This window comes from Plantactinospora sp. CA-294935 (genome assembly GCF_050936445.1).
Classification (GTDB): Bacteria; Actinomycetota; Actinomycetes; order Mycobacteriales; family Micromonosporaceae; genus Plantactinospora.
Genome location: NZ_JBNJMU010000001.1, coordinates 1,270,639 through 1,291,957, shown reverse-complemented (window position 1 = coordinate 1,291,957; position 21,319 = coordinate 1,270,639). Strand labels below are relative to the sequence as shown.

The following is a 21,319-nucleotide window of genomic DNA, read 5'->3' as shown; positions in this document are numbered from 1 at the left end:
ACCGCTCAGCGCGGCGGGACGGGGAAGCCGAGCAGGTCGGCCAGTACGGCGGTGTGCGGCGAGGCGGCCAGCGGCACCCCGTCCAGCTCGCGGACCTCGGCGAGGCCGCGTACCGACGAGGTGAACCAGACCCCGTCGGCGGTGTGCAGCTCGGCGGGGGTGACCAGGCGGCGGGCCGCCGTCCAGCCCAGGTCGTCGGCCTGCCGGAGCAGCCAGTCGGCGGTCACGCCGGGCAGCACACCGGTCTGCTCCGCCGGTACGGTGCACAGCTCCTCGCCGGTCAGCCAGACCAGGTTGGCGGTCGGCCCCTCCAGGGCGTACCCGTCGGTCGAGGTCCAGAGGACGTCCTGCACGCCGCTGGCGGCGGCCCAGCGCCGGGCGGCCGTACTCAGCGCGTACGACAGGGTCTTGAGCCCGCCGAGCAGCCACGGCCGGCCGGCGTGGGCGTCGGCGGCGATCCCGAGCGGCAGGGTCGCCACCCGGATGCCGTCCCGCCGGGCCTGCCGGGACGCGTCCGGCACCCGGGAGAGGGTGGCGTAGACGGTCGGTTCCGTGCCGCCCTCCGGTCCCCGGGTGCAGACCAGCCGCAGCGCCCCCTCGGTCCTGGTCGGCCAGCCGGCGCAGGCGGTGTCGAGCAGTTCGCGCAGCTCGCCGGTGCCGGGCAGCGGCAGCTCCAGCGCCGCCGCCGACCGGGCCAGCCGGGCCAGGTGCTCCCCGACCAGCCAGGGGCGGCCAGCCCGGACGTGCATCGTCTCGAAGAGCCCGTCACCCCGGAGTACGCCCCGGTCGTCGGCCCGGATCAGTGGCTCGTCAGCCGGCACCACGCCCCGGCCGAGTACGGCGACGACCGGCTGCTCGCTCGACATCCTGCCGAGGGTAGCGGCCGTGGGGCCGTACTCGCCGGGGCGCACTATGCTTTGTCGGTGTCGGAATCGTCACTTGCGGAAATGCTGCGTTCCCGCGGACTGCGGTTGACGGCGCAGCGGCAGCTGGTCCTCGAGGCCGTGCTGGAGCTCGGGCACGCCACCCCCGAGCAGGTGCACTCGGCGGTCCGCGAGGTCGCCGCCGGAGTGAACATCACCACGATCTACCGGACCTTGGAACTACTCGAACGCCTCGGACTTGTTACCCATACGCATCTGTCCCACGGGTCACCGACGTACCACGCCGCGGGTGAGGACACCCACGTGCACCTGGTGTGCCGGATCTGCGGGGCGGTGGACGAGGTCGATCCGGAGGTCTTCGGGCCGCTCTGCGACAAGCTCGCGGCCGAACGGGGTTTCCAGGTCGACATCGGGCACGTGGCGCTCTTCGGCGTCTGCGGGCGGAGCGACTGCGAGGAGCGGCGGGAATGATCGACATCGCGGGTGCGGTGGCTGTCCAGGCGATCGACGAGCAGACCCGGGACCAGCCGGAGCCGGAGCACGCCGCCGCCGGGGTACGCCCGGTGGCCGCCCACTACGGCGACCCGATCCGCGAGCAGCGGCTGCTCGCCAACGACGTCGGCCTGGTGGACCGGTCGCACCGGGGGGTGATCGCCGTCCCCGGGGTCGAACGGGCGAGCTGGCTGCACACCCTGACCAGCCAGCACCTCGCCGCGCTCGCCGCCGGGCAGGGCAGCGAGCTGCTGGTCCTCTCCCCGCACGGGCACGTCGAGCAGCACGCCATGGTCGCCGAGGACGGCGAGACCACCTGGCTGGACACCGAGCCGGGCGACACCGGCGGCCTGCTGAGCTACCTGGAGAAGATGCGCTTCTTCACCCCGGTCGACCCCCGGGACGCCACCGCCGACTGGGCACTGCTCTCGCTGGTCGGGCCGCGCGCCACCGAGGCGGTCGGCACGCTCGGCGTCACCGGGCTGGCCGAACCGGACCTGCTCGGGGTGCCGGGCCCGAAGTTCGCCGCCGGCTCCCTGCCACCCCGGCCGACCGTCGTGTACGACGTACGCGCGTTGCCCAGCGGGGGCTGGGCGCGCCGGGTCCGGCTCGGGGTCGACCTGCTGGTGCCCCGGGGGAGCATGCCGGAGGTGGTCGACGCGCTGACCGCCGCTGGCACGCCGGTCGCCGGACTGTGGGCGTACGAGGCGGTGCGGGTGGCGCAGCGGCTGCCCCGGGTCGGCTTCGAGACCGACCACCGGACGATTCCGGCCGAGGTGGGACTGGTGGCTCCGGCCGTACACCTGGACAAGGGCTGTTACCGGGGCCAGGAGACGGTGGCCCGGGTGCACAACCTCGGCCGCCCGCCACGCCGGCTGGCGCTGCTGCACCTCGACGGGGTGACCACCGACCAGCTTCCGGCGACCGGTGCACCGGTGACCGCCGCCGGGCGCACGGTCGGCTTCGTCGGTACGGCGGTCCGGCACCACGAGCTGGGGCCGGTCGCGCTGGCGGTGCTGAAGCGGTCGGTACCGGAGGACGCGGCACTGCTGGTCGAGGGCTCGGCCGCCGCGATCGACCCGGAGTGACCGGCCGCCGCCTCGGTTAGGATCCCGGCATGACGGGCACCTTGATCACGGTCGCGCCGACCGGGGCCGAGTCGGCGAAGGCGGAGGTGCCGGCGCTGCCGGTCACCCTCGACGAGCTGGTGGTCACCGCCAAGGAGTGCGAGGCGCTCGGCGCCGCGGTGATCCACGTGCACATCCGGGACGACCAGGCCCGGCCCACCCTCGACCTGGGCCGGCTGCGGGAGACCGTGGCCGCGCTGCGGGAGAGCACCGACCTGATCGTGCAGCTCTCCACCGGTGGCGCGGTGACCGACCCGGAGGCGGACCGGTTGGCCGTGCTCGACGCCGCCCCGGAGATGGCCTCCTGCACCATGGGTACGGTCAACTTCGGTGACGACGTCTTCCTCAACCGCTGGCAGTTCGTCGTCGACCTGCACACCCGGATGCAGGACCGGGGCGTCGTGCCGGAGTACGAGATCTTCGACCTCGGCCACCTGACGGCGCTGCGCCGGCTGCTCGACCGGTACGGCCTGCCGGCCGGCGGGCACGTGCACGTCGACTTCGTGATGGGGGTGCCCGGCGGGATGCCGGGCAGCACCGAGGCGCTGGTCGCCTGTGCCCAGGCGCTGCGGGACCTGCCGGACGGGACGACGTTCTCGGCGACCGGCATCGGCCGGAGCGCCATCCCGGTGATGCTCGCCTCGGTCTCGGCCGGCGGGCACCTGCGGGTCGGCATGGAGGACACCATCACGTACGCCAAGGGGCGTCCGGTGGAGTCCAACATGCAACTCGTCGCCCGGGCGGTCGGGCTGGCACAGCTCGCCCAGCGCCCGCCGCTGAGTCCGGCCCAGGCCCGGGAGCTGTTGGGACTCGCGGCACAGCGCTGAGGGGTGCCGGGGCACCGGGCCGGCCCGGTGGGTACCGTCCGCGACCATGGGCGAGATCTACGACGGCGGCGTACCGCTGGTGGAGGCGGTCCGGTCGGGCTTCGTGGAGTCCGTGCACCGGGGTTCCGTGGTGGTACTGGACGCGGCCGGTTCGGTGCGGGCCGAGGCGGGTGACGTACGCGGACCGGTCTTCCCGAGGTCGTCCAACAAGCCGCTCCAGGCGATCGGGATGCTCCGGGCCGGGCTGCCGCTGACCGGTGCCGACCTGGCGGTCGCCTGCGCCAGCCACCACGGCGAGGACCTGCACGTCGACCGGGTCGGTGCGCTGCTGCGGCGTACCGGACTGGCGGAGTCGGCGCTGCGCTGCCCGCCGGACCTGCCGCTGTCGGAGTCGGCCCGGGCCGCCCTGCTGCGGGCCGGCGGTGGGCCGTCCCGGCTCCGGATGAACTGCTCCGGCAAGCACGTCGGGATGCTGCTCGCCTGCCAGGCCGCCGCTTTCCCGACTGCGGAGTACTGGCGTCCCGAGCACCCGCTCCAGCAGCGGATCACCGCCACGATCGAGGAGTTCACCGGCGAGCCGGCGGCAGCGGTGGGGATCGACGGCTGCGGTGCACCGCTGCTCGCCGTCTCGCTGACCGGTCTCGCCCGGGCGTACCTGCGGCTGGTCTCGGCCGAGCCGGGCTCGGTGGCCCGGACCGTCGTGGACGCGATGCGGGCGTACCCGGAGATGGTCGCCGGCACCGGCGCCGAGGCGTACGACACCCGGCTGATGACCGGGATCCCCGGGCTGCTCGCCAAGAGCGGCGCGGAGGGCGTGGTCGCGGTGGCGGTGCCCGGGGTCGGCGCGGTGGCGGCGAAGATCGACGACGGTGCGTCGCGCGGCCGGCTGCCGGTGCTGGTCTCGGCGTTGCGCCGGCTGTCGCTGGACGCCCCGATCCTCGACGAGCTGGCCGAGTTGCCGCTGTACGGCGGCGGAGAGGTCGTCGGCTCGGTACGCACCCGCTGGTGACACCGCCGCCCTCGATGCCGAGCCGCGCTGGTTGATCGGCGCCGGATGAGACGCCGCTAACTATTGCTAACTTTCGCAAGCGTTTTGCTTGCAAGAGCAAGCGCCGCTCGCTACCGTCGAGACATGGCCAATCCGAAGGACCTTCCGCGGGACATCGGCGGGTTCATCCGCGACCTGCGGCGCAACGCGAAGATCTCGTTGCGGCAACTGGCCGAACAGGCCGGGGTGAGCAACCCCTACCTGAGTCAGATCGAGCGTGGGCTGCGCAAGCCGAGCGCCGAGGTGCTCCAGCAGTTGGCCAGCGCCCTGCGGGTCTCCACACCGGCGATGTACCTCCGGGCCGGGCTGCTCGACGACCGCGAGGGGCAGGGCGTGCTCGCCGCCATCGCGGCCGACCCGGACCTGACGATGCCGCAGAAGCAGTCGCTGAGCCAGATCTACGAGACCTTCCGCCGGGAGAACCTCCGGCACGCGGACGTACCGGCCGAGCCGGCCGCCACCGGCGCCCCGGGCGTCGTCGCCGACGAGGATCCGGCGGAGGCCGTCCTCGAATCGGTGGCGGTGACCGAGGCGGGCGCCGCCGCACCACCGACCGAATCCCGGCCCGGCACGAAGTCCACGCCGCCGGCCGCAGCCACGAAGAGGACCGCCCGGAAGGCGGTCAAGAAGGCCGCGCCGTCGACTCCGACGGTTGCCTCGGCCTCTGACGAGGAGGAACAGTCATGACCCAGCCCCGAACCGCCCGGATCCCCGCCCCGCTCTACGCGGTGGCCGGTGCCGGCGATCTCGCGTACCAGCAGTTGCGCCGGCTCCCCGCCGTGGTCAGCGGGCTCGGTGACGAGGCGACCCGTACCGAGCTGCGGTCCAAGGCCGTGACGACCACCGCCGAGCTGCGGGAGAAGGCGATCGCGACCACCGCCGAGCTGCGGGAGAAGGCCGTACTGACCCTGCGCAACGCCAACTCCGGCGCGGCGAACCTGCGCAACCGGGCCGCCAACGGCGAGCTGGACCTGGACCGGCTGCGGGAGGCGACCATCCGCAACGCGGCGGTGGTGGTGGCCGGTGCCCAGGCCGCGCAGGAGCGGGCCATCGCCGTCTACGGCGACCTCGTTGCCCGGGGCGAGCGGGTGGTCGGTTCCGGCGTGGTGCAGGCCGCTGACACGGTCAACGCGGACATGGCCGTCACCGAGACTCCGGCGGTGGCCGCCGCCGGACAGCCGGCGCTGAGCACCACACCGGCCGAGGTCGTCGAGCAGGTCAAGGAGCCGGCCGCGGCGGCCGCGGCGACCGAGGCCGCCCCGGCGAAGGCCCCGGCGGTGAAGCGCCGCCCGGCCGCGAAGTCGACCCGCCCGGCGGCCAAGCGGACTCGCCCGGCGGCCGACAAGTAGGCGGCCGGCGACCGCCGAGCAACGGCCGGTGACCTCGGGTGGGTGCGCCAAGTGGCACGTACCCGGGGTCGCCGGCATAAGCTTTCCGCCATGGGCACAGCCGCGCCGCTCTTCTTCGACGACGTCGTCTTCATCATCAACCTGGTGCTGATCGTCTTCGCCCTCGTGATCCAGGGCGTCGCGCTCGTGCACTGCATCACCCAGCGCTCGGACGCCTTCCCGGCGATCGGCACCCTCCCCAAGGGAGCCTGGGTGGCCATCCTGGCCGTCTGCCTGGTGCTCACCCTGCTGCTCTACCGGCCGCTCAGCCTCTTCGCGCTGATCGGCATCGCGGCAGCGTTGATCTATCTCTTGGACGTCCGGGTCGGGTTGCGTGACCTGACCGACGGCAAAGGCTTCTGGTGAGGGATTTCCGCTGGCCACCGCCGCCCGACGGCGGGCCACGGACGTACGGCCCGGGGCCGACCGCGCCGCGCAGCGGCCGGCCGGCGCTGCCCGATCCGGAGACCGAGCTGGTCGCCACCCCGCACGGCGTACGGCTGGAGCGGCTGGTCACCGGCGACGGTGATCCGGTCACGGTCTTCGCACACGGACTCGGCACCGGCATCTCCACCACCCGACCGCTGGGCAGCGCGGTCAACGGACGCAAGATCTTCTTCCAGTTCCGAGGGCACGGCCGCTCGGAGGCTCCGGAGGGCGACTGGAGCTACGCCGACCTGGCCCGTGACCTGCGGGCGGTCGCCGATCTCGGCGGCGCCAGCCGGGCGCTCGGGATCAGCCTCGGCGCGGGTGCGCTCTGCCGGCTCCTCTGGGAGAGCCCGGCCCGCTTCGCGCGCGCGGTCTTCGTGCTGCCGGCCGTACTCGACGAACCGCGTCCGGAGGTGGCCCGGCGGCGGCTCACCGAACTGCTCACCGCGGTACGCAGCGGCGACGCTGCCGAGGTGGCCGAGGCGGTCGCCTACGAGGTGCCACCGGCGATCCGCAACACCCCGGCCGGCTGGGCTTACCTGCGGCAGCGGGTGGACCAGTTGACCCGGGACGGTCTCGCCTCCGGGCTGGCCGATCTGGCCGGTCAGGTCGCCGTCCGGCAGCGCTCGGCCCTGGCCGCGGTCACCGCCCGTACCCTGGTGATCGGCTGTGCCGGCGACGACCTGCATCCGGTCGCGGTCGCCGAGCAGCTCGCCGAGGCGCTGCCCGGGGCGGCGCTGCACGTCTACGACAAGCCGGGCCTGCTCTGGACGCACCGCGCCGACCTGCGCGAACGGATCTCCGGCTTCCTCAACTGACCCGGGTTCGGCGGGCGGATCACCCGGACCGGCGGCGCCGGAGGTACCTGTCGACCAGGCTGTCGAGCTGCCCCGGTTGTGCGCCCGGCTGCCCCGGTTGTGCGCCCGGCCGAGCGGCCACCGGTACCACCGGAACCCCGCCGGCCGGAGTAACGTGGCGAGCCATGGGCGTTTCCCAGCATGGCCGGACGCACCGGCTCGACCTCGCCGACCCGACCCTGCGGGAGTGGGAGTGCACGGTGCTCTCCGCCGATCCCGAGCAGGGGATCGTGCTGGACCGGTCGGCCTTCTACCCGGGCGGCGGCGGTCAGCCGCCGGACCACGGGGTGCTGCTCTGGCAGGGTGTGCAGACCCGGATCGTCGGCACCCGCAAGGGCGACGACCTCTATCTGATCCCCGCCGAGGGTGACCCGCTGCCGCCGGTCGGCACGGCGGTGACCGGCGCGGTGGAGGACGTGCGGCGCAGCCTGCTGATGCGTACCCACTCCGGGCTGCACGTGCTCTGCGGCGTGGTGTTCCGCGACTTCGGCGCCCTGGTGACCGGCGGCAACATGGAGCCGGGCGAGGCCCGGATGGACTTCAACCTGCCGGAGGTGCCGACCGACTTCAAGGCCCGGCTGGAGGAGCTGGTCAACACCGAGGTCACCGCCGACCGGGCGGTGGCGGTCAAGGTGCTGCCCCGGGACGAGGCGCTGGCCCTGCCGGACATCATCCGTACCCAGTCCAATCTGATTCCGGCCGACGAGCAGGAGATCCGGATCGTCGACATCGTCGGGCTGGACGTGCAGGCCGACGGCGGCACCCACGTCGCCTCGACCGCCCAGATCGGCAAGGTCCAGGTGGTCAAGGTGGAGAGCAAGGGCCGGGCCAACCGGCGGGTACGGGTCCGGCTGGTCAACTGACCCCGAGCCGGCGCGGTGCCGACGCCGTCTCGCTGACCAGCACGTCGACGGAGCGGGCGCGGTGGCCGCTCCCGTCAGCGGCCATGCTCGCCCTGTCCCCGGCCGGATCACCAGGCCGACCGGGGACTTCAGCGCACCACCGCTGCAACAGCGGCACGCAAGGCCGGGACGCCGACCCTCACCCCTCGCTCGTGCGATCGATGATCGGGGGTGGCTCTGGTGGTGGCTGCCGGTCCGGCCAGCAGATTGGGCACACGCACAGCTTCGTCACCACGCCGGGACCGTCACCGACAATCACCGACCCGGGACAGCCGTGTGGCGTCTCGCTCGGCAGCGCCGGAGGAACGCCGAGCCGGCACGGCATACACACCGTCGTCGTGTCGCTCATTGGATCCGCCGACGGAGCGTCTGCGCGACCTCCCGTAGCTCGGCCGGTGTCACCTCGCCGGGATGGGATGCGCGGGCCAGGATGTCCGCAGCCTGACCGGGTACCGGATCGCCGATCCGGGTGAGGTAGCCGACGGCCCACGTCAGGTACCGGCACTTCCCGTCGTCGTCACACTGCCGACAGCGGCGGCCGTCCTTGTGCATGTGGAGGAACCGGCGTGCGGTCAGATCCTCCAGCGTCGTCGACCAGCTATCGAACATGGACGTCACGGCGGGTTCCTCCTGCTCTTGCTCGGGGTGTGCCAGCGGCCCGTACTGCCGGTCGAGGGCGTCGACCAGCGGCCGAGCCAGCGACCCGGGCGGCAGTGTCCGCTTCAAGGCGTACGCCCGCCGGAGCACCCGGCGTACCTGCTCCGTAGGTTCACTGTCGGGAGGGCGGAAACATTCCCAGCGCACTGATCGGGGGTACGGTGACCGACGTGCCTACCCCGCACGAGCGGCCCCGCTATCGCCGGGTCGCAGACGAGTTACGCCGTCGGATCCTCTCCGGCGCGATCCCACCCGGGTCCATCCTGCCGTCCGAATCCGCGCTTATGGCCGACTTCGGCGTGGCCCGTGGAACCGTCCGTGAAGCGGTCGGACTGCTCCGCAATGAGGGCCTGGTCGTTACCGAGATGGGCCGAGGAACGTACGCCCGGCCGGTACTGCCGGTTCGCCGACTCGGCTCCGACCGGTACCGCCGGGAACTGGAGCAAGTCCGGTCCGGCGAACTGGGCACGTCGTTCACCGCCGACCAGCAGATCGGCTGGTCCGACTACCGGCTCGACAGGGAGTTCCGCGAGGTGCCGGCAGACCGGGCGACCGCCGAACTGTTCGACGTCGCCCCGGGCACGATGCTGCTGGAACGCCGGTTCGTGTTCCGCTCCCAGGGCGTACCGCAGCAGATGTCGACGTCCTGCCTCCTACTCGACATGGTGGTCGACACGCCGGTCGCCGACCCTGACCGGGAGCCGTGGCCGGGCGGGAACACCGCCCAGCTTCACAGCCTCGGCATCACCGGAGTACGGGAGCGGGTGCGTTCCCGAATGCCGGTCCGCGAAGAGACCGAGGCGTTGCGGATCCCCGGCGGCGTGCCGGTGGTGACAATTACTCGACAGACGTACGCGGGTGAGCAGGTCGTTGAGGTCGCCACCGACATCGTGATCCCGGCCGACCGGGTTGAACTGGATTACTGGATCGACCTGACCTGATCGTTTGCCCAGAACCCGTGGCCGGATTCCCGGAGGAAATCCTGACGCGGGTTGTCAGAATTCGTTGCCAGAGTCGGCGTCATGACAGCAGAACTGACTGGAAAGGTCGCGCTCGTCGCCGGGGCGACCCGGGGTGCCGGCCGGCAGATCGCGGTGCAGCTCGGCGCGGCCGGCGCCACCGTCTACGCCACCGGGCGGAGCACCCGGGAGAAACGCTCCGAACTGGACCGGCCGGAGACCATCGAGGAGACCGCCGAACTGGTCACCGAGGCCGGCGGGGTCGGGATCGCGGTACAGGTCGACCATCTCGTCCCCGACCAGGTACGCGCGCTGGTGGAGCGGATCGACCGGGAACAGGGCAAGCTGGACGTACTCGTCAACGACGTCTGGGGAGCGGACCCGCTGATCGGCTGGCACAAGCCGATCTGGGAGCAGGACCTGGACGACGGCTTCCGTACGCTCCGGCTCGCCGTCGACACGCACATCATCACCAGCCACTTCGCGCTGCCGCTGCTGATCCGCAACCCCGGCGGCCTGGTGGTGGAGGTCGGCGACGGCACCAAGGAGTACAACGACGCGAACTACCGGCTGTCGGCCTTCTACGACCTGGCGAAGACCGCGGTGAACCGGCTCGGCTACCTCTGGGCGCACGAGCTGAAGGAACACGGTGCCACGGCGGTCGCGCTCACCCCGGGCTGGCTGCGTTCCGAGTTCATGCTCGACGAGTTCGGCGTCACCGAGGAGAACTGGCGGGACGCCATCGAGAAGCAGCCGCACTTCGTCATCTCGGAGAGCCCGGCGTACGTCGGCCGGGCGGTAGCCGCGCTCGCCGCCGACCCCGACAAGGCCCGCTGGTCCGGGCAGTCCCTCTCCAGCGGCCAACTCGCCAAGGTGTACGGCTTTACTGACCTCGATGGCAGCCAGCCGGACGCCTGGCGCTACATCATCGAGGTGGAGGCCACCGGCAAGCCCGCCGACGCCACCGGCTACCGCTGACCGTCCTCCCCCGGGGTCGGGTCCTCGGATCGGGCCGGTTTCCGGCGGTCGGTGTAGAGCTGGCCCAGCCGCCGTGCCGCCGAGGCGAGCCGAGCCCGTAACTCGGGCGGCTCCAGCACCTCGACCTCCGGGCCGAGGCTGAGCAGTTGGCCGTACGCGACGTCGGGGGACTCGACGGGCAGCCGGGTGACCACCCAGCCCTGCGCGTCGGGTTCCCCGGCGTTCGCCTCCGCCTCCCGTACGGCGGGCGGCTCGGTGACGAACCGCAGGGCGTACCGCCCGGCGGGGCTGAGCCGGACCGTGATCTCGTCGCCCAGCATCTCCCGGACGAACCGCTCCGCCTGGCTGGCCCAGTAGCCGGCCAGCTCGAACTCCTCGTCCCGGTCGAACGTCTCCGCGCCGACGGTCACCCCGGTCATCCGGTCCACCCGGTAGGTGCGGTGCCCCGCGCCGACCCGGGCCACCAGATACCACCCGCCGCCCTTGCACACCAGCCCGTACGGCTCGACGGTCCGGGTCACCTCCCGGTCGCCACGCCGGTAGCGGAACTCGACCGTCCGGTCCTGCCACACCGCCTCGGCCAGCTCACTGAGCCAGACCGGCGGATCCGCCGCCCGGAACCACCCCGGTACGTCGAGGTGGAACCGCCGCTCCACCCGGGTGGACGCGTCCCGCAGCCCGCTCGGCAGCGCGGCCAGCACCTTCAACTGGGCGGCCGCCACCACGTCGGCGAGACCCATCTCGCCGGCCGGGCCGGGCAGCCCGGAGAGGAAGAGCGCGTCGGCCTCGGTCCGGCTCAGCCCGGTCAGCCGGGTCCGGTAGCCCCCGAGCAGCCGGTAACCGCCGGCCCGGCCCCGGTCGGCGTAGACCGGGATGCCGGCGGCGCTCAGCGCCAGTACATCCCGGTAGATGGTCCGCTCCGAGACCTCCAGCTCCCGGGCCAGTTCGGCACCGGTCATCGACTCGCGGTTCTGCAGGAGCAGGACCAGGGAGATCAACCGGGCGGCGCGCATGCGTCCCATCCTGCCCGGCGGCGCCGACATCTCCGCCGGGCGGCGGCAGCGCCTCGCCGCCGTGCCGGCGGTGACAGCGGCCGATAGGCTTTCCGCTCGTGCAGACCCCCACCCCCGCCGAGTCGCGTCCCCGCCGGGTCGGCCCGTTCCTCTCCGCGTTCGGTTCCGGCGTCGGGCTGCTGTTCCGGGGGCTCGCGGTCTACGGTCGCAACCCGATGCTGGTGCTGCTCGGCATCGTGCCGGCGGTGATCTCCGGGGCGCTCTACCTGGCCGGCCTCGGCACGCTGATCTACTTCTCCGACGACCTCGCCGCGTTGATCACCCCGTTCGCCGACGACTGGTCGGACGGGCCGCGCCAGCTCCTCCGGCTGGTCGCCGGGCTCGCCCTGCTCGGCCTGGGCGGCCTGCTCGGGGTGCTCACCTTCACCGCCATCACGCTGGTGATCGGCGACCCGTTCTACGAGAAGATCTCCGAACGGGTGGAGGAGCGTTACGGCGGGGTGCCGGACGAGGTCGAGCTGCCCTGGTGGCGCTCGCTGCGGCGCAGCATCGCCGACGCGGCGCGACTGCTCGTCCGGTCGGTGCTGTTCGGGGTACCGCTCTTCGTCGCCGGGTTCGTGCCGCTCGTCGGGCAGTTCGTCGTACCCGTGATCGCCGCGATGGTCGGCGGCTGGTTCCTCACCGTGGGCATGGTCGGGGTGCCGTTCCAGCGGCGCGGGCTCCGGCTGCCGGACCGGCAGCGGGCGCTGCGGGCGAACCGGCCGCTGACCCTGGGCTTCGGCGTGGCGGTCTTCCTCTGCTTCCTGATCCCGCTCGGCGCGGTGCTGCTCACCCCGGCCGCGGTCGCCGGGGCGACCCTGCTGGCCCGCCGCACGCTCGGCCAGTCGATCGACAACCCCGACCGGCCCCGCGTGACCGCCTCCGGGGCGGCCTGATGCGGATCGACCTGGTCCAGGGCGACATCACCGCGGAGCGGGTGGACGTGATCGTCAACGCCGCCAACTCGTCGCTGCTCGGCGGCGGCGGAGTGGACGGCGCGATCCACCGCCGGGGCGGCCCGGCGATCCTCGCCGAGTGCCGGGCCCTGCGGGCCGCCCGGTACGGGCGCGGCCTGCCCACCGGGCAGGCGGTGTCGACCACCGCCGGCGACCTGCCGGCCCGCTGGGTGGTGCACACCGTCGGGCCGGTCTGGTCCGCCGACGAGGACCGGTCGGCACTGCTGCGGAGCTGCTACGCCAACAGCCTGGCCGTCGCCGACGACCTGGGCGCGGCCTCGGTGGCCTTCCCGCTGATCTCGTCCGGGGTCTACCGGTGGCCGGTCGAGGACGCGGTCCGGCAGGCGTTGGCCGTACTGACCGTCGCCCGGCCGGCCAGCGTCACCACCGCACGCCTGGTGCTCTTCGACGCCGCCACCGCCGAGACCGCCCAGCGGGTACGCCACGAGTTCGCCTGACCGCCGCCCGTGCGGGGTCAGGCGGAGGCGCGCAGTACGAGTTCGGTGGGGAGCAGGACGGTCGGCTCGATCCGTTCACCGGCGGCGAGCTGGAGCAACTGGCGGGTCATGGTCCGGCCGAGATCCTGGATCGGCTGCCGTACGGTGCTCAGCGGCGGGTCGGTGTAGCCAGCCAGCTCGATGTCGTCGAAGCCGATCACCGCCACGTCCTCCGGCACCCGGCGACCCGCCTCGCGCAGCGTACGGAGCGCGCCGTGTGCCATCAGGTCGGAGGCGACGAAGACCGCGTCCAGGCTCGGTTCCTCGGCCAGGAGCTGCCGCATCGCGACCGCACCGGACTCCCGGGTGAAGTCCCCGAACGCCTCCACCGGCCGGTGTCCGGCGTCCCGGAGTTCGGCCCGGTACCCGGCCAGCCGGTCGATCCCGGCCACCATGTCCTGCGGGCCGGCGATGGTGGCGATCCGCTGCCGGCCGGACCGGAGCAGGTGCCGGACCGCACCGCGTACCCCGGCGACGTGGTCCACGTCGACGTACGGCACCGGGACGGGGGGCTGGCCGAGCGGGCGTCCGCTGCACACCACCGGCAGCCCCGCCTGGGCGAGCGCGCCGGGCAGCGGGTCGGCGCCGTGCAGGGAGGCGAAGAGTACGCCGTCCACGTGCCCGCCCATCGCGTAGCGCTCGACCCGCTCGTGGCTGGCCGCCGACTCGGCCAGGGTCAGCACGAGCTGCTTGCCGGCCGCCTCCAGCTCCCGGCTGACCCCGAGGATGATGCCGGGGAACACCTGGTCGTCGGAGAAGACCCGGGTGGACGCCTCCGGCAGGATCAGCGCCACCGAGTCGGTCTGCTGGGTGACCAGGCTGCGCGCCGCGAGGTTGGGCACGTAGCCCAACTCGCGCACCGCCCGCCGGACCGCCTGTTGGATCGGCTCGGCGACCGTGGTCGAGCCGTTCACCACCCGGGACACGGTGGCCCGGGACACCCCGGCCCGTTGAGCCACCGCCTCCAGCGTGGGCCGCGCGCGGGTCACCGCCATCTCCGCTCCTCAGCTCAGCCGCCGGGAAAATGGTTCCACGCGCGCCTGAAGGTCAACAACCCCGTCGGTGGGCGCCGGGTCCCTCGGCCACGGCACGCGTGGCCCGGGACCGGTTCCGGTCAGCCGATGCGCAGCCCCTGCAGCAGCCCGGCGTCGCCCGCCACGTCCAGGGCGTCGAAGCCGAGCCGGCCCCAGAGAGCCAGCAGCAGGTCGCTGGCCGTACCCGAAATCTGTGCCCGGGCGTGGTGGTCGTCGCTGTCCAGGATCGTGTCGGTGTCCAGCAGGGCCACGCCCGCACCGCGCAGCCGCAGGTACCACTCCTGGCCGGCGTCGGTCGCGACCAGGTGGACCACCCCGTGGAACGGTTGGTCGACGACGCGCGAACCGGCCGGCAGATGGGTGTCGAGTACCTCGCCGACGCCGTCCGCCGCCAGCTTGGCCTCGATCGGCTCCCCGGCGGCGACCGCCATCTGGGCGTCCCAGCGGTGCACCGCGGTCTCCAGCGCCATCCGGCGGTGCCAGAAGCCGGCCTTCTTCGGCTGGGGCGCGTAGTTCCAGGCCGGCGCCTCCGGGTCGACCCGGTCCAGCACGGCCATGAGCTGGTCGAATTCCTGTCGCCACCACTCCACGGCCGCCGGCCCGGTCGGCAGGCCGTCCGGGACCGTGAGCGGGTCGGCCCGCTCGGTGGTGCCCCGGCTCAGGATGCCCCGGGCCCGGGCGTAGACGGACCCGAGGTGGTGCACCAGATCGGTCATGGTCCACTCGGGACAGGACGGCACCCGGATGTCGAGCGGCGCTTCGGCGACGGTGGCGCCGAAGGTCGGCCCCTCGGCGCGGAGTGCCCCGATCCAGAAGTCCTTGGTGCCGTGCAGTCTGGTCATGACGTTCCTCCCGTGCCACCGGGCCGCCACCGGCCGGGCTGTCTCTCAGCCTAGGGTGAATGGTGTGCCAGACGTTAATGCCCGCCCGATAACTGCCGCCGACTCCGCCGATCCCACACGATTGGCCGGTTATACGACCCTGGGGCTCGGCGGCGCGCCGCGGCGACTCGTCACCGCCACCCGAACGGATGAAATCCCGGGGAAACTCCGCGAGGCCGAGTTGCGGGAGGAGCCGGTCCTGGTGCTGGCCGGCGGCAGCAACGTGGTGGTCGCCGACGAGGGCTTCCCCGGCACGGTGCTGCTGGTCCGGTCGCGGGGCTTCGAGGTGGTCGCCGAGGACGAGGCGGCGGTGACCATCCGGGTGGCCGCCGGCGAGCCGTGGGACGACCTGGTCGCGGCCACCGTCGAGGCCGGCTGGTCGGGGGTGGAGTGCCTCTCCGGCATCCCCGGTTCGGCCGGCGCCACCCCGATCCAGAACGTCGGGGCGTACGGGCAGGAGGTCGCGGAGACGGTCACCGGGGTCGAGACGTACGACCGGCTGACCGGCGAGGTGACCCGGATGAGCGCGGCCGAGTGCGCCTTCGGGTACCGGTCCAGCGTCTTCAAGTACAACGACCGGTGGACGGTGCTCACCGTCGACTTCCGGCTGCTCCGCTCGACGCTCTCCGCTCCGGTGCGCTATGCCGAGTTGGCCCGGGCGCTCGGGGTGGAGGTCGGCGACCGGGTGCCGCTGGGCGACGCCCGGGCGGCCGTACGGGCACTGCGCGCCGGCAAGGGCATGGTGCTGGACCCGGTCGACCCGGACACCCGCTCGGTCGGGTCGTTCTTCACCAACCCGGTGCTGGACGACGGGGCGTACCAGGCGCTGCGGGAGCGGGCCGCCGGGCTCGGCGATCCGCCGTCCTGGCCGGGCACCGGCGGCACGGTGAAGGTCAGCGCCGCCTGGCTGATCGACAAGGCCGGTTATCCGAAGGGCTACCAGGGGCCGGGCGGGGTGGCCATCTCCTCCAAGCACACCCTGGCGCTGACCAACCGGGACGGCGGCTCGACGGGGGCGCTGCTGGCGCTGGCCCGGGAGATCCGGGACGGGGTGCACGACCGGTTCGGCGCCACCCTGCATCCGGAGCCGGTACTGGTCAACTGCGCCCTCTGAGGCCGCACCGGACCCTTCCGCCATCGCTGGTGCTCGAATCCACCGGCACGCCGCTGCGGATCCTTGCGCCGCAAGGTACCATGTTCCGCATGGTTACCGTCGACGCCCGCCGCCAGTAGATGGCGGCGGCCAAGCCCGAGGCGCTGCCCGGCCAGCTCCGCCGCGGAACGCTGGAGTACTGCGTACTCGCACTGCTCCGGCCCGGCGAGCGCTACGCCCTCGACCTCGTCCGCGAGTTGGGCGCGGTCGACGGCATGGTGACCAGCGAGGGCACCATCTACCCCCTGTTGTCGCGGCTGCGCCGGGACGGTCTGGTGGAGACCGCCTGGCACGAGTCGCCAAGTGGGCCGCCCCGCCGCTACTACCGGCTCACCGCCGCCGGACGGGACCGGCTCGCCCAGTTCGTCGGTGAGTGGATCCGGTTCCGCGACGCGGTGGATTCCCTTGTCATCCCCAAGGAGACCAAATGAAGCCGACCACCCCCGACGCGCTCGTCCGGCGATACCTGCGTCAGTTGCGCGCCGAACTGGCCCCGCTGCCGGCCGACCGCCGGCAGGAGGTGCTCGACCAGATCGGCGAGCACATCGCCGTACGCCGGTCGGAGCCGGACGGGCGGACCCTGGCCGAGGTACGCGCGATGCTCGACCGGCTCGGTGATCCGGCGACGCTCGGTGCGGATGCCCGGGAGCGGTTCGGCGTGCCGCCCCGGCGCCGCGGCCCGGTGGAGACGCTGGTGCTGGTCTGCGCCGCGGCCGGCCCGTTCCTGGTGCTGGTCCCGGCCGTGTTGCTGCCGTTCGGGTCGGTTCGGCCCTGGCACGTCGTCCCGGTGGCCGTCGCGGCGCTGCTCTGGCTCTCCCGGCTCTGGCGGGTCCGGGACAAGGTCGTCGGCACGGCCCTGCTGCTCGGCTGCGTGGCCGTCTTCGTCCTGCTCGACCTGCTCGGCTTCCAGGACACCGGCCTGAACTCGCTGGCCCTGCTGCTGGTGGCGCTCTTCGTGCCCTTCGGTGCCGCCACCTGCTACCTGGCGATCCGGATGTCCCGACTCGGCGCCACTGTGCCGCCCAGTCTCGGCACCCGGTAGCAGGGTGGCCGGGCTCGGCACCCGGGGGAGCCGGGCTCGGCACCCGGCACTCGGTAGTCCGGCCCTGCTCGCCCGGCACTCGATAACCCGGCCACCCCGGCCCGGCACCCGGTAATCGGCGGCCCGGCTCGGCACGCGGTGGCCGAGTTGCCCGGGAGGCGCGGGGGCGCACCGGGGCGGCCCGCGTTACCGAAGCTCTCCCGCCGGGGAGTCGCCAGGTGGTGCCACCGCCGGCCACGCCACGGTGACCTCGCCGAGCCGCCACCGCGCCGGCCGGTCCAGTACGGGCCAGCCGGCCGCCCGGACCGCCTCGACCGTACGCCGCCAGCGCTGCCGGGGCCCGAACGTGGCGTACGGGGCCGCGTCCCGCCAGCCCTCCTCCAGCGCCCGGATCAGCGCGTGGACTCCGGTGCCCGGCACGTTGTGGTGGATCAGCGCCTTGGGCAGCCGCTCGGCCAGCGTGGCCGGACTGTCCAGCGTGGAGAGCCGGGCGGCCAGGGTCAGCGACCGGGGGCCGGTGGCGTCGACGAGCAGCCAGCAGGCCAGCCGGCCCAGCTCGTCACAGGTCCCCTCGACCAGTACCCCGCCCGGTTGCAGCGCCCCGGTCATCGTCCGCCAGGCCGGTACGACCTCCGGCTCGGCGTACTGCCGCAGCACGTTGAACGCCCGGACCAGCACCGGGCGCAGCCCGGCCAGCTCGAAGCCGCCCCGGCCGAAGGCCAGCCACGGCGGGTCGGCGGCGGGCGCGGCGGCGGCCACCCGTACCGGATCGATCTCCAGCCCGACCACCCGGACGTCCGGCCGGACGGCGGCGGCCAACCGGGCCCGCAGTTCGACCACGGTGACCGGGCTGGCGCCGTAGCCGAGGTCCACCACCAGCGGATCGCGGGCATCCCGGAGCAGGTCGGCGCAGGTCGCCGCGATCCAGTTGTCCACCCGGCGCAGCCGGTTGGGGTTGGTCGTCCCCCGGGTCACCGCGCCGACCGGGCGGACTGCCCCGCCGCGACCGGCACCGGTCGGCGGCACGCCGTCGATCCGCCCGGTCGGTGACCCCACCGGTCCCCGCCGAGCGGGTGGGCCGGGAACACCGGCTCCCGGCCCACCGGTTGGTGATCCCGCCGGTCCCCGCCGAGCGGGTGGGCCGGGGACACCGGCTCCCGGTTCACCGGCGGCGCCCGGTCGCGGCGGCACCCGGCTCACTGCCCGGTGTCGGTCCCGACCCGGTGCACCTTGTGCTGGGCCGCCTGGGCCAGCGGACGGACCACCAGCCGGTCCACGTTGACGTGGTGCGGGCGGGTGGCGCACCAGGCGATGCAGTCGGCCACGTCGTCGGCGACCAGCGGCTCGGCGACCCCGGCGTAGACCGCCGCCGCCCGGCCGGCGTCGCCGTCGAAGCGGACCAGCCCGAACTCCTCGGTCCGGACCATGCCGGGGTCGATCTCGATCACCCGGATCGGCCGTCCACAGAGTTCCAACCGCAGCGTCTCGGCCAGCGCGGTCTGGGCGTGCTTCGCCGCCGCGTAGCCGCCGCCGCCCTCGTAGACGATCAGGCCGGCGGTCGAGCTGAGCACCACCACCGTGCCGGCGCCGGAGGACTCCAGCGCGGGCAGCAGTGCCTGGGTGACCCGGAGCGTGCCGAGCACGTTCACGTCGTACATCCACTGCCAGTCGGCGACCGAGCCCAACTCGACCGGATCCAGGCCGCGTGCGCCACCGGCGTTGTTGACCAGCAGGGTGACCGGCCCGCCCAGCTTTCCGGCGGCGGCGGCCAGCTCCGCCACCGACTCGTCCGAGGTGACGTCGCAGGGCTGCGCGGTGGCCGTGCCGCCGGCCCGGCGGATCTCCTCGACCAGGGCGTCCAGCCGGTCGGCCCGGCGGGCGGCGGCGAGCACGGAGAATCCCTCGGCGGCCAGCCGGCGGGCCGTGGCGGCGCCGATTCCGCTGGACGCCCCGGTGACGATCGCGACAGGGGTCATCGGGACATTCTGGCCCAAGCCGTCCCGATGCCATGGACCTGGGCCCGAATGAGGTCGGTCACCTCCTCGGGCGCCCGGACGATTGGCCCACGCCCGATCGGGAAGATGACACGCAACACGGTGGTTGCTCTGTGAGGTGACCCGGTCGTGCGGGACGGCGTAACACGTTGACAGAAGGAGCGAACGTGGCGGAACTGCACACCGGGGTGGCCCGGCAACGAGGTACCCAGCCGTGGCCGACGCCACGACGCATCGCGACCCTCTCCGTACACACCTCGCCGCTGCACCAACCCGGCACCGGTGACGCCGGTGGGATGAACGTCTACATCGTCGAGGTCTCCCGGCGGCTGGCCGAGGCCGGCGTCGAGGTCGAGATCTTCACCCGGGCCACCTCCAGCGACCTGCCTCCGGTGGTCGAGATGGCCCCCGGAGTGACGGTCCGGCACGTCACCTCCGGCCCGTTCGAGGGACTGGCCAAGGAGGAGTTGCCCGGCCAGCTCTGCGCGTTCACCGCCGGCGTACTGCGGGCCGAGGCGGCCCGCCCGCCCGGCTTCTACGACCTCATCCACTCGCACTACTGGCTCTCTGGGCAGGTGGGCTGGCTGGCCAAGGAGCGTTGGGGGGTGCCGCTGGTGCACACCGCGCACACCCTGGCCAAGGTGAAGAACGCCCGGCTCGCCGAGGGCGACCGGCCCGAGCCGAAGGCGCGGGTGATCGGCGAGGAGCAGGTGGTGGCCGAGGCCGACCGGCTGGTCGCGAACACCACGGTCGAGGCCCGGGACCTGATCTCCCGGTACGACGCGGACCCGGAACGGGTCGAGGTGGTCCGCCCCGGCGTCGACCTGGACCGCTTCACGCCGTCCCCGCCCGGTCTCGAGGATGCCGCCCGGCTCGCCGCGCGGCGCCGGTTGGGGCTGCCCGAGCGGGGCACGCTCGTCGCCTTCGTCGGCCGGATCCAGCCGCTGAAGGCGCCGGACGTGCTGCTGCACGCGCTCGCCGAGCTGTGGAGCTGGCAGCCCGGGATCGCCGGGACGGTCACCGTGGTGATCGCGGGCGGGCCGAGCGGCACCGGGCTGGACCGGCCGACCGCGCTGATCGAACTCGCCGCCAAGCTCGGCGTCGGCGACGCGGTGCGGTTCCTGCCGCCGCAGACCGGCGACGACCTGCCGGCGCTCTACCGGGCCGCCGACCTGGTGGCGGTGCCCTCGCACAACGAGTCGTTCGGCCTGGTCGCCCTGGAGGCACAGGCCTGCGGTACCCCGGTGGTCGCCGCCGCGGTGGGTGGGCTGGTCACCGCCGTCCGGGACGGCAGCAGCGGCGTACTCGTCGACGGGCACCATCCGCGCGACTGGGCCCGGGTGCTCGGCGGCCTGCTGGCCGCGCCGGTGCGCCGGGCCGAGCTGTCCCGGGGTGCGGTCGAGCACGCCCGCGCCTTCTCCTGGGCCCGTACCGCCAGCGGGCTGCTCGCGGTCTACCGTGAGGCGGTGGCGGAGTACCGTGACCGGCTCGCCTCCGAGCTGGCGGACGGCACGGCGACGCTCCCGCTGGCGACCTGCTGAACGCGCGTGCCACGGCCCCGGACGGGAGGGTGGACGGAAATGGAGTCTCGGGCGGAGATCGGTCGGCTGATCGAGGCGGTCTGTGCCGACCGGGAGCTGGCCTGCGAGCCGACCGGCGAGTACTCGTACGCGGTCACCCTGCCGGGCACGCACAAGCTCAAGACGGTCTGCAACCTGATCGTCGGGGAGCACTCGCTGCGGATCGAGGCGTTCGTGATGCGCCAACCGGACGAACGGCGCGAGGAGCTCTTCACCTGGCTGTTGCAGCGCAACGCCCGGATGTACGGGGTGGCGTTCTCCGTCGACGCGGTCGGTGACGTCTACCTGACCGGCCGGGTGGGCCTGGCCGGGGTGACCGAGGAGGAGTTGGACCGGCTCTTCGGCTCGGTGCTGACGTACGCGGACGAGTCGTTCGACACCATGCTGGAGATCGGGTTCGGGACGGCGATCCGCCGGGAGTGGGAGTGGCGGGTCAGCCGGGGCGAGTCGTTGGCGAACCTGCGAGCGTTCGCGCACCTCTTCGAACGTTCGGCGACGGAAAACTCGGGTTTGGACCGCCCCTGACGGGTATGCCCGGGCGGCGGCACCAGGATGTGGCGATGGCCGCGCCGCCTGCCGAGA

25 protein-coding genes are annotated in these 21,319 nt (G+C 73.4%); 18 read left to right on the top strand and 7 right to left on the bottom strand.

The genetic code is table 11. From position 1 onward, the window contains the following. Window positions 1-5 precede the first annotated feature (5 nt). Window positions 6-866, bottom strand: coding sequence for an aminotransferase class IV (locus ACQEVC_RS05840; protein WP_432874009.1), 861 nt, complete (start codon window positions 864-866; stop codon window positions 6-8). 57 nt (window positions 867-923) lie between these two features. Here ACQEVC_RS05840 and ACQEVC_RS05835 point away from each other — a divergent pair, with 57 nt between their 5' ends. From ACQEVC_RS05835 to ACQEVC_RS05795, 9 genes are all read left to right on the top strand, one after another. Continuing rightward, window positions 924-1,355: a Fur family transcriptional regulator gene (locus tag ACQEVC_RS05835; RefSeq protein WP_318400068.1), complete on the top strand. Its 432-nt coding sequence runs from the start codon at window positions 924-926 to the stop codon at window positions 1,353-1,355. Beyond that, entirely contained in the window at window positions 1,352-2,464 is a 1,113-nt protein-coding gene (locus ACQEVC_RS05830; RefSeq protein ID WP_432874007.1) for a YgfZ/GcvT domain-containing protein, read from the top strand. Before ACQEVC_RS05835 ends, ACQEVC_RS05830 begins: the two co-directional genes overlap by 4 nt. A gap of 29 nt (window positions 2,465-2,493) precedes the next feature. After that, on the top strand, window positions 2,494-3,330 hold the full coding sequence (locus ACQEVC_RS05825) for a 3-keto-5-aminohexanoate cleavage protein (protein ID WP_432874006.1): 837 nt from the start codon (window positions 2,494-2,496) through the stop codon (window positions 3,328-3,330). 46 nt (window positions 3,331-3,376) lie between these two features. After that, window positions 3,377-4,339: an asparaginase gene (locus ACQEVC_RS05820; RefSeq protein ID WP_432874004.1), complete on the top strand. Its 963-nt coding sequence runs from the start codon at window positions 3,377-3,379 to the stop codon at window positions 4,337-4,339. Window positions 4,340-4,462: 123 nt separating this feature from the next. Then, window positions 4,463-5,065, top strand: a complete 603-nt coding sequence (locus ACQEVC_RS05815; RefSeq protein ID WP_432874002.1) for a helix-turn-helix domain-containing protein — start codon at window positions 4,463-4,465, stop codon at window positions 5,063-5,065. After that, window positions 5,062-5,727 carry a hypothetical protein gene (locus ACQEVC_RS05810; protein ID WP_432874000.1) on the top strand — a complete coding sequence of 222 codons (666 nt, stop codon included), beginning with the start codon at window positions 5,062-5,064 and terminating at the stop codon, window positions 5,725-5,727. Before ACQEVC_RS05815 ends, ACQEVC_RS05810 begins: the two co-directional genes overlap by 4 nt. Window positions 5,728-5,817: 90 nt before the next feature. Then, complete coding sequence (locus ACQEVC_RS05805) at window positions 5,818-6,132, top strand: DUF2516 family protein (protein WP_107257588.1); 315 nt, start codon at window positions 5,818-5,820, stop codon at window positions 6,130-6,132. Beyond that, window positions 6,129-7,013, top strand: a complete 885-nt coding sequence (locus ACQEVC_RS05800) for an alpha/beta fold hydrolase (protein ID WP_432873998.1) — start codon at window positions 6,129-6,131, stop codon at window positions 7,011-7,013. The genes ACQEVC_RS05805 and ACQEVC_RS05800 overlap by 4 nt, the downstream gene beginning before the upstream one ends. Window positions 7,014-7,177: 164 nt before the next feature. Further along, entirely contained in the window at window positions 7,178-7,915 is a 738-nt protein-coding gene (locus ACQEVC_RS05795) for an alanyl-tRNA editing protein (protein ID WP_432873996.1), read from the top strand. A gap of 384 nt (window positions 7,916-8,299) precedes the next feature. On the opposite strand, the gene ACQEVC_RS05790 is transcribed toward ACQEVC_RS05795, so the two are convergent. After that, complete coding sequence (locus ACQEVC_RS05790; RefSeq protein WP_432873994.1) at window positions 8,300-8,701, bottom strand: hypothetical protein; 402 nt, start codon at window positions 8,699-8,701, stop codon at window positions 8,300-8,302. Between the two features lie 80 nt (window positions 8,702-8,781). On the opposite strand from ACQEVC_RS05790, the gene ACQEVC_RS05785 reads away from it, so the two are divergent. Further along, the gene (locus ACQEVC_RS05785; protein ID WP_432873993.1) at window positions 8,782-9,552 is read left to right on the top strand and encodes a GntR family transcriptional regulator; all 771 of its coding nucleotides are present in this window, start codon (window positions 8,782-8,784) and stop codon (window positions 9,550-9,552) included. 81 nt (window positions 9,553-9,633) lie between these two features. Next, entirely contained in the window at window positions 9,634-10,548 is a 915-nt protein-coding gene (locus ACQEVC_RS05780) for an SDR family oxidoreductase (protein WP_432873991.1), read from the top strand. On the opposite strand, the gene ACQEVC_RS05775 is transcribed toward ACQEVC_RS05780, so the two are convergent. Further along, entirely contained in the window at window positions 10,539-11,561 is a 1,023-nt protein-coding gene (locus tag ACQEVC_RS05775) for a helix-turn-helix transcriptional regulator (protein ID WP_432873990.1), read from the bottom strand. The genes ACQEVC_RS05780 and ACQEVC_RS05775 overlap by 10 nt on opposite strands. A gap of 98 nt (window positions 11,562-11,659) precedes the next feature. Between ACQEVC_RS05775 and ACQEVC_RS05770 the strand changes: the two genes are divergently transcribed. Together ACQEVC_RS05770 and ACQEVC_RS05765 are read left to right on the top strand one after the other, a co-directional pair. After that, the gene (locus tag ACQEVC_RS05770; protein WP_432873989.1) at window positions 11,660-12,496 is read left to right on the top strand and encodes an EI24 domain-containing protein; all 837 of its coding nucleotides are present in this window, start codon (window positions 11,660-11,662) and stop codon (window positions 12,494-12,496) included. After that, window positions 12,496-13,014 carry an O-acetyl-ADP-ribose deacetylase gene (locus ACQEVC_RS05765; RefSeq protein WP_432873987.1) on the top strand — a complete coding sequence of 173 codons (519 nt, stop codon included), beginning with the start codon at window positions 12,496-12,498 and terminating at the stop codon, window positions 13,012-13,014. The genes ACQEVC_RS05770 and ACQEVC_RS05765 overlap by 1 nt, the downstream gene beginning before the upstream one ends. Window positions 13,015-13,031: 17 nt before the next feature. Here the strand turns inward: ACQEVC_RS05765 and ACQEVC_RS05760 are convergent, their stop codons facing one another. Next, the gene (locus ACQEVC_RS05760; protein ID WP_432873985.1) at window positions 13,032-14,048 is read right to left on the bottom strand and encodes a LacI family DNA-binding transcriptional regulator; all 1,017 of its coding nucleotides are present in this window, start codon (window positions 14,046-14,048) and stop codon (window positions 13,032-13,034) included. A 119-nt stretch (window positions 14,049-14,167) separates the two neighbouring features. Next, window positions 14,168-14,929, bottom strand: a complete 762-nt coding sequence (locus ACQEVC_RS05755; RefSeq protein ID WP_432873984.1) for a maleylpyruvate isomerase family mycothiol-dependent enzyme — start codon at window positions 14,927-14,929, stop codon at window positions 14,168-14,170. A gap of 64 nt (window positions 14,930-14,993) precedes the next feature. Between ACQEVC_RS05755 and ACQEVC_RS05750 the strand changes: the two genes are divergently transcribed. From ACQEVC_RS05750 to ACQEVC_RS05740, 3 genes are all read left to right on the top strand, one after another. Next, a complete protein-coding gene (locus ACQEVC_RS05750; RefSeq protein ID WP_432873982.1) occupies window positions 14,994-16,082 on the top strand; it encodes a UDP-N-acetylmuramate dehydrogenase in 1,089 nt (362 codons plus the stop codon). Between the two features lie 119 nt (window positions 16,083-16,201). Further along, complete coding sequence (locus ACQEVC_RS05745; RefSeq protein ID WP_432873980.1) at window positions 16,202-16,552, top strand: PadR family transcriptional regulator; 351 nt, start codon at window positions 16,202-16,204, stop codon at window positions 16,550-16,552. Next, the gene (locus ACQEVC_RS05740) at window positions 16,549-17,163 is read left to right on the top strand and encodes a DUF1700 domain-containing protein (RefSeq protein ID WP_432873978.1); all 615 of its coding nucleotides are present in this window, start codon (window positions 16,549-16,551) and stop codon (window positions 17,161-17,163) included. Before ACQEVC_RS05745 ends, ACQEVC_RS05740 begins: the two co-directional genes overlap by 4 nt. A 186-nt stretch (window positions 17,164-17,349) precedes the next feature. Here ACQEVC_RS05740 and ACQEVC_RS05735 read toward each other — a convergent pair whose 3' ends face one another. Both ACQEVC_RS05735 and ACQEVC_RS05730 read right to left on the bottom strand, forming a co-directional pair. Then, the gene (locus tag ACQEVC_RS05735; protein WP_432891058.1) at window positions 17,350-18,189 is read right to left on the bottom strand and encodes a class I SAM-dependent methyltransferase; all 840 of its coding nucleotides are present in this window, start codon (window positions 18,187-18,189) and stop codon (window positions 17,350-17,352) included. Between the two features lie 170 nt (window positions 18,190-18,359). Continuing rightward, entirely contained in the window at window positions 18,360-19,139 is a 780-nt protein-coding gene (locus ACQEVC_RS05730; RefSeq protein ID WP_432873976.1) for an SDR family oxidoreductase, read from the bottom strand. A 185-nt stretch (window positions 19,140-19,324) separates the two neighbouring features. Between ACQEVC_RS05730 and mshA the strand changes: the two genes are divergently transcribed. After that, window positions 19,325-20,698: a D-inositol-3-phosphate glycosyltransferase gene (mshA, locus tag ACQEVC_RS05725; protein ID WP_432873974.1), complete on the top strand. Its 1,374-nt coding sequence runs from the start codon at window positions 19,325-19,327 to the stop codon at window positions 20,696-20,698. Window positions 20,699-20,737: 39 nt separating this feature from the next. Further along, window positions 20,738-21,262, top strand: coding sequence for a YbjN domain-containing protein (locus ACQEVC_RS05720; protein WP_318400105.1), 525 nt, complete (start codon window positions 20,738-20,740; stop codon window positions 21,260-21,262). Window positions 21,263-21,319: the final 57 nt, after the last annotated feature.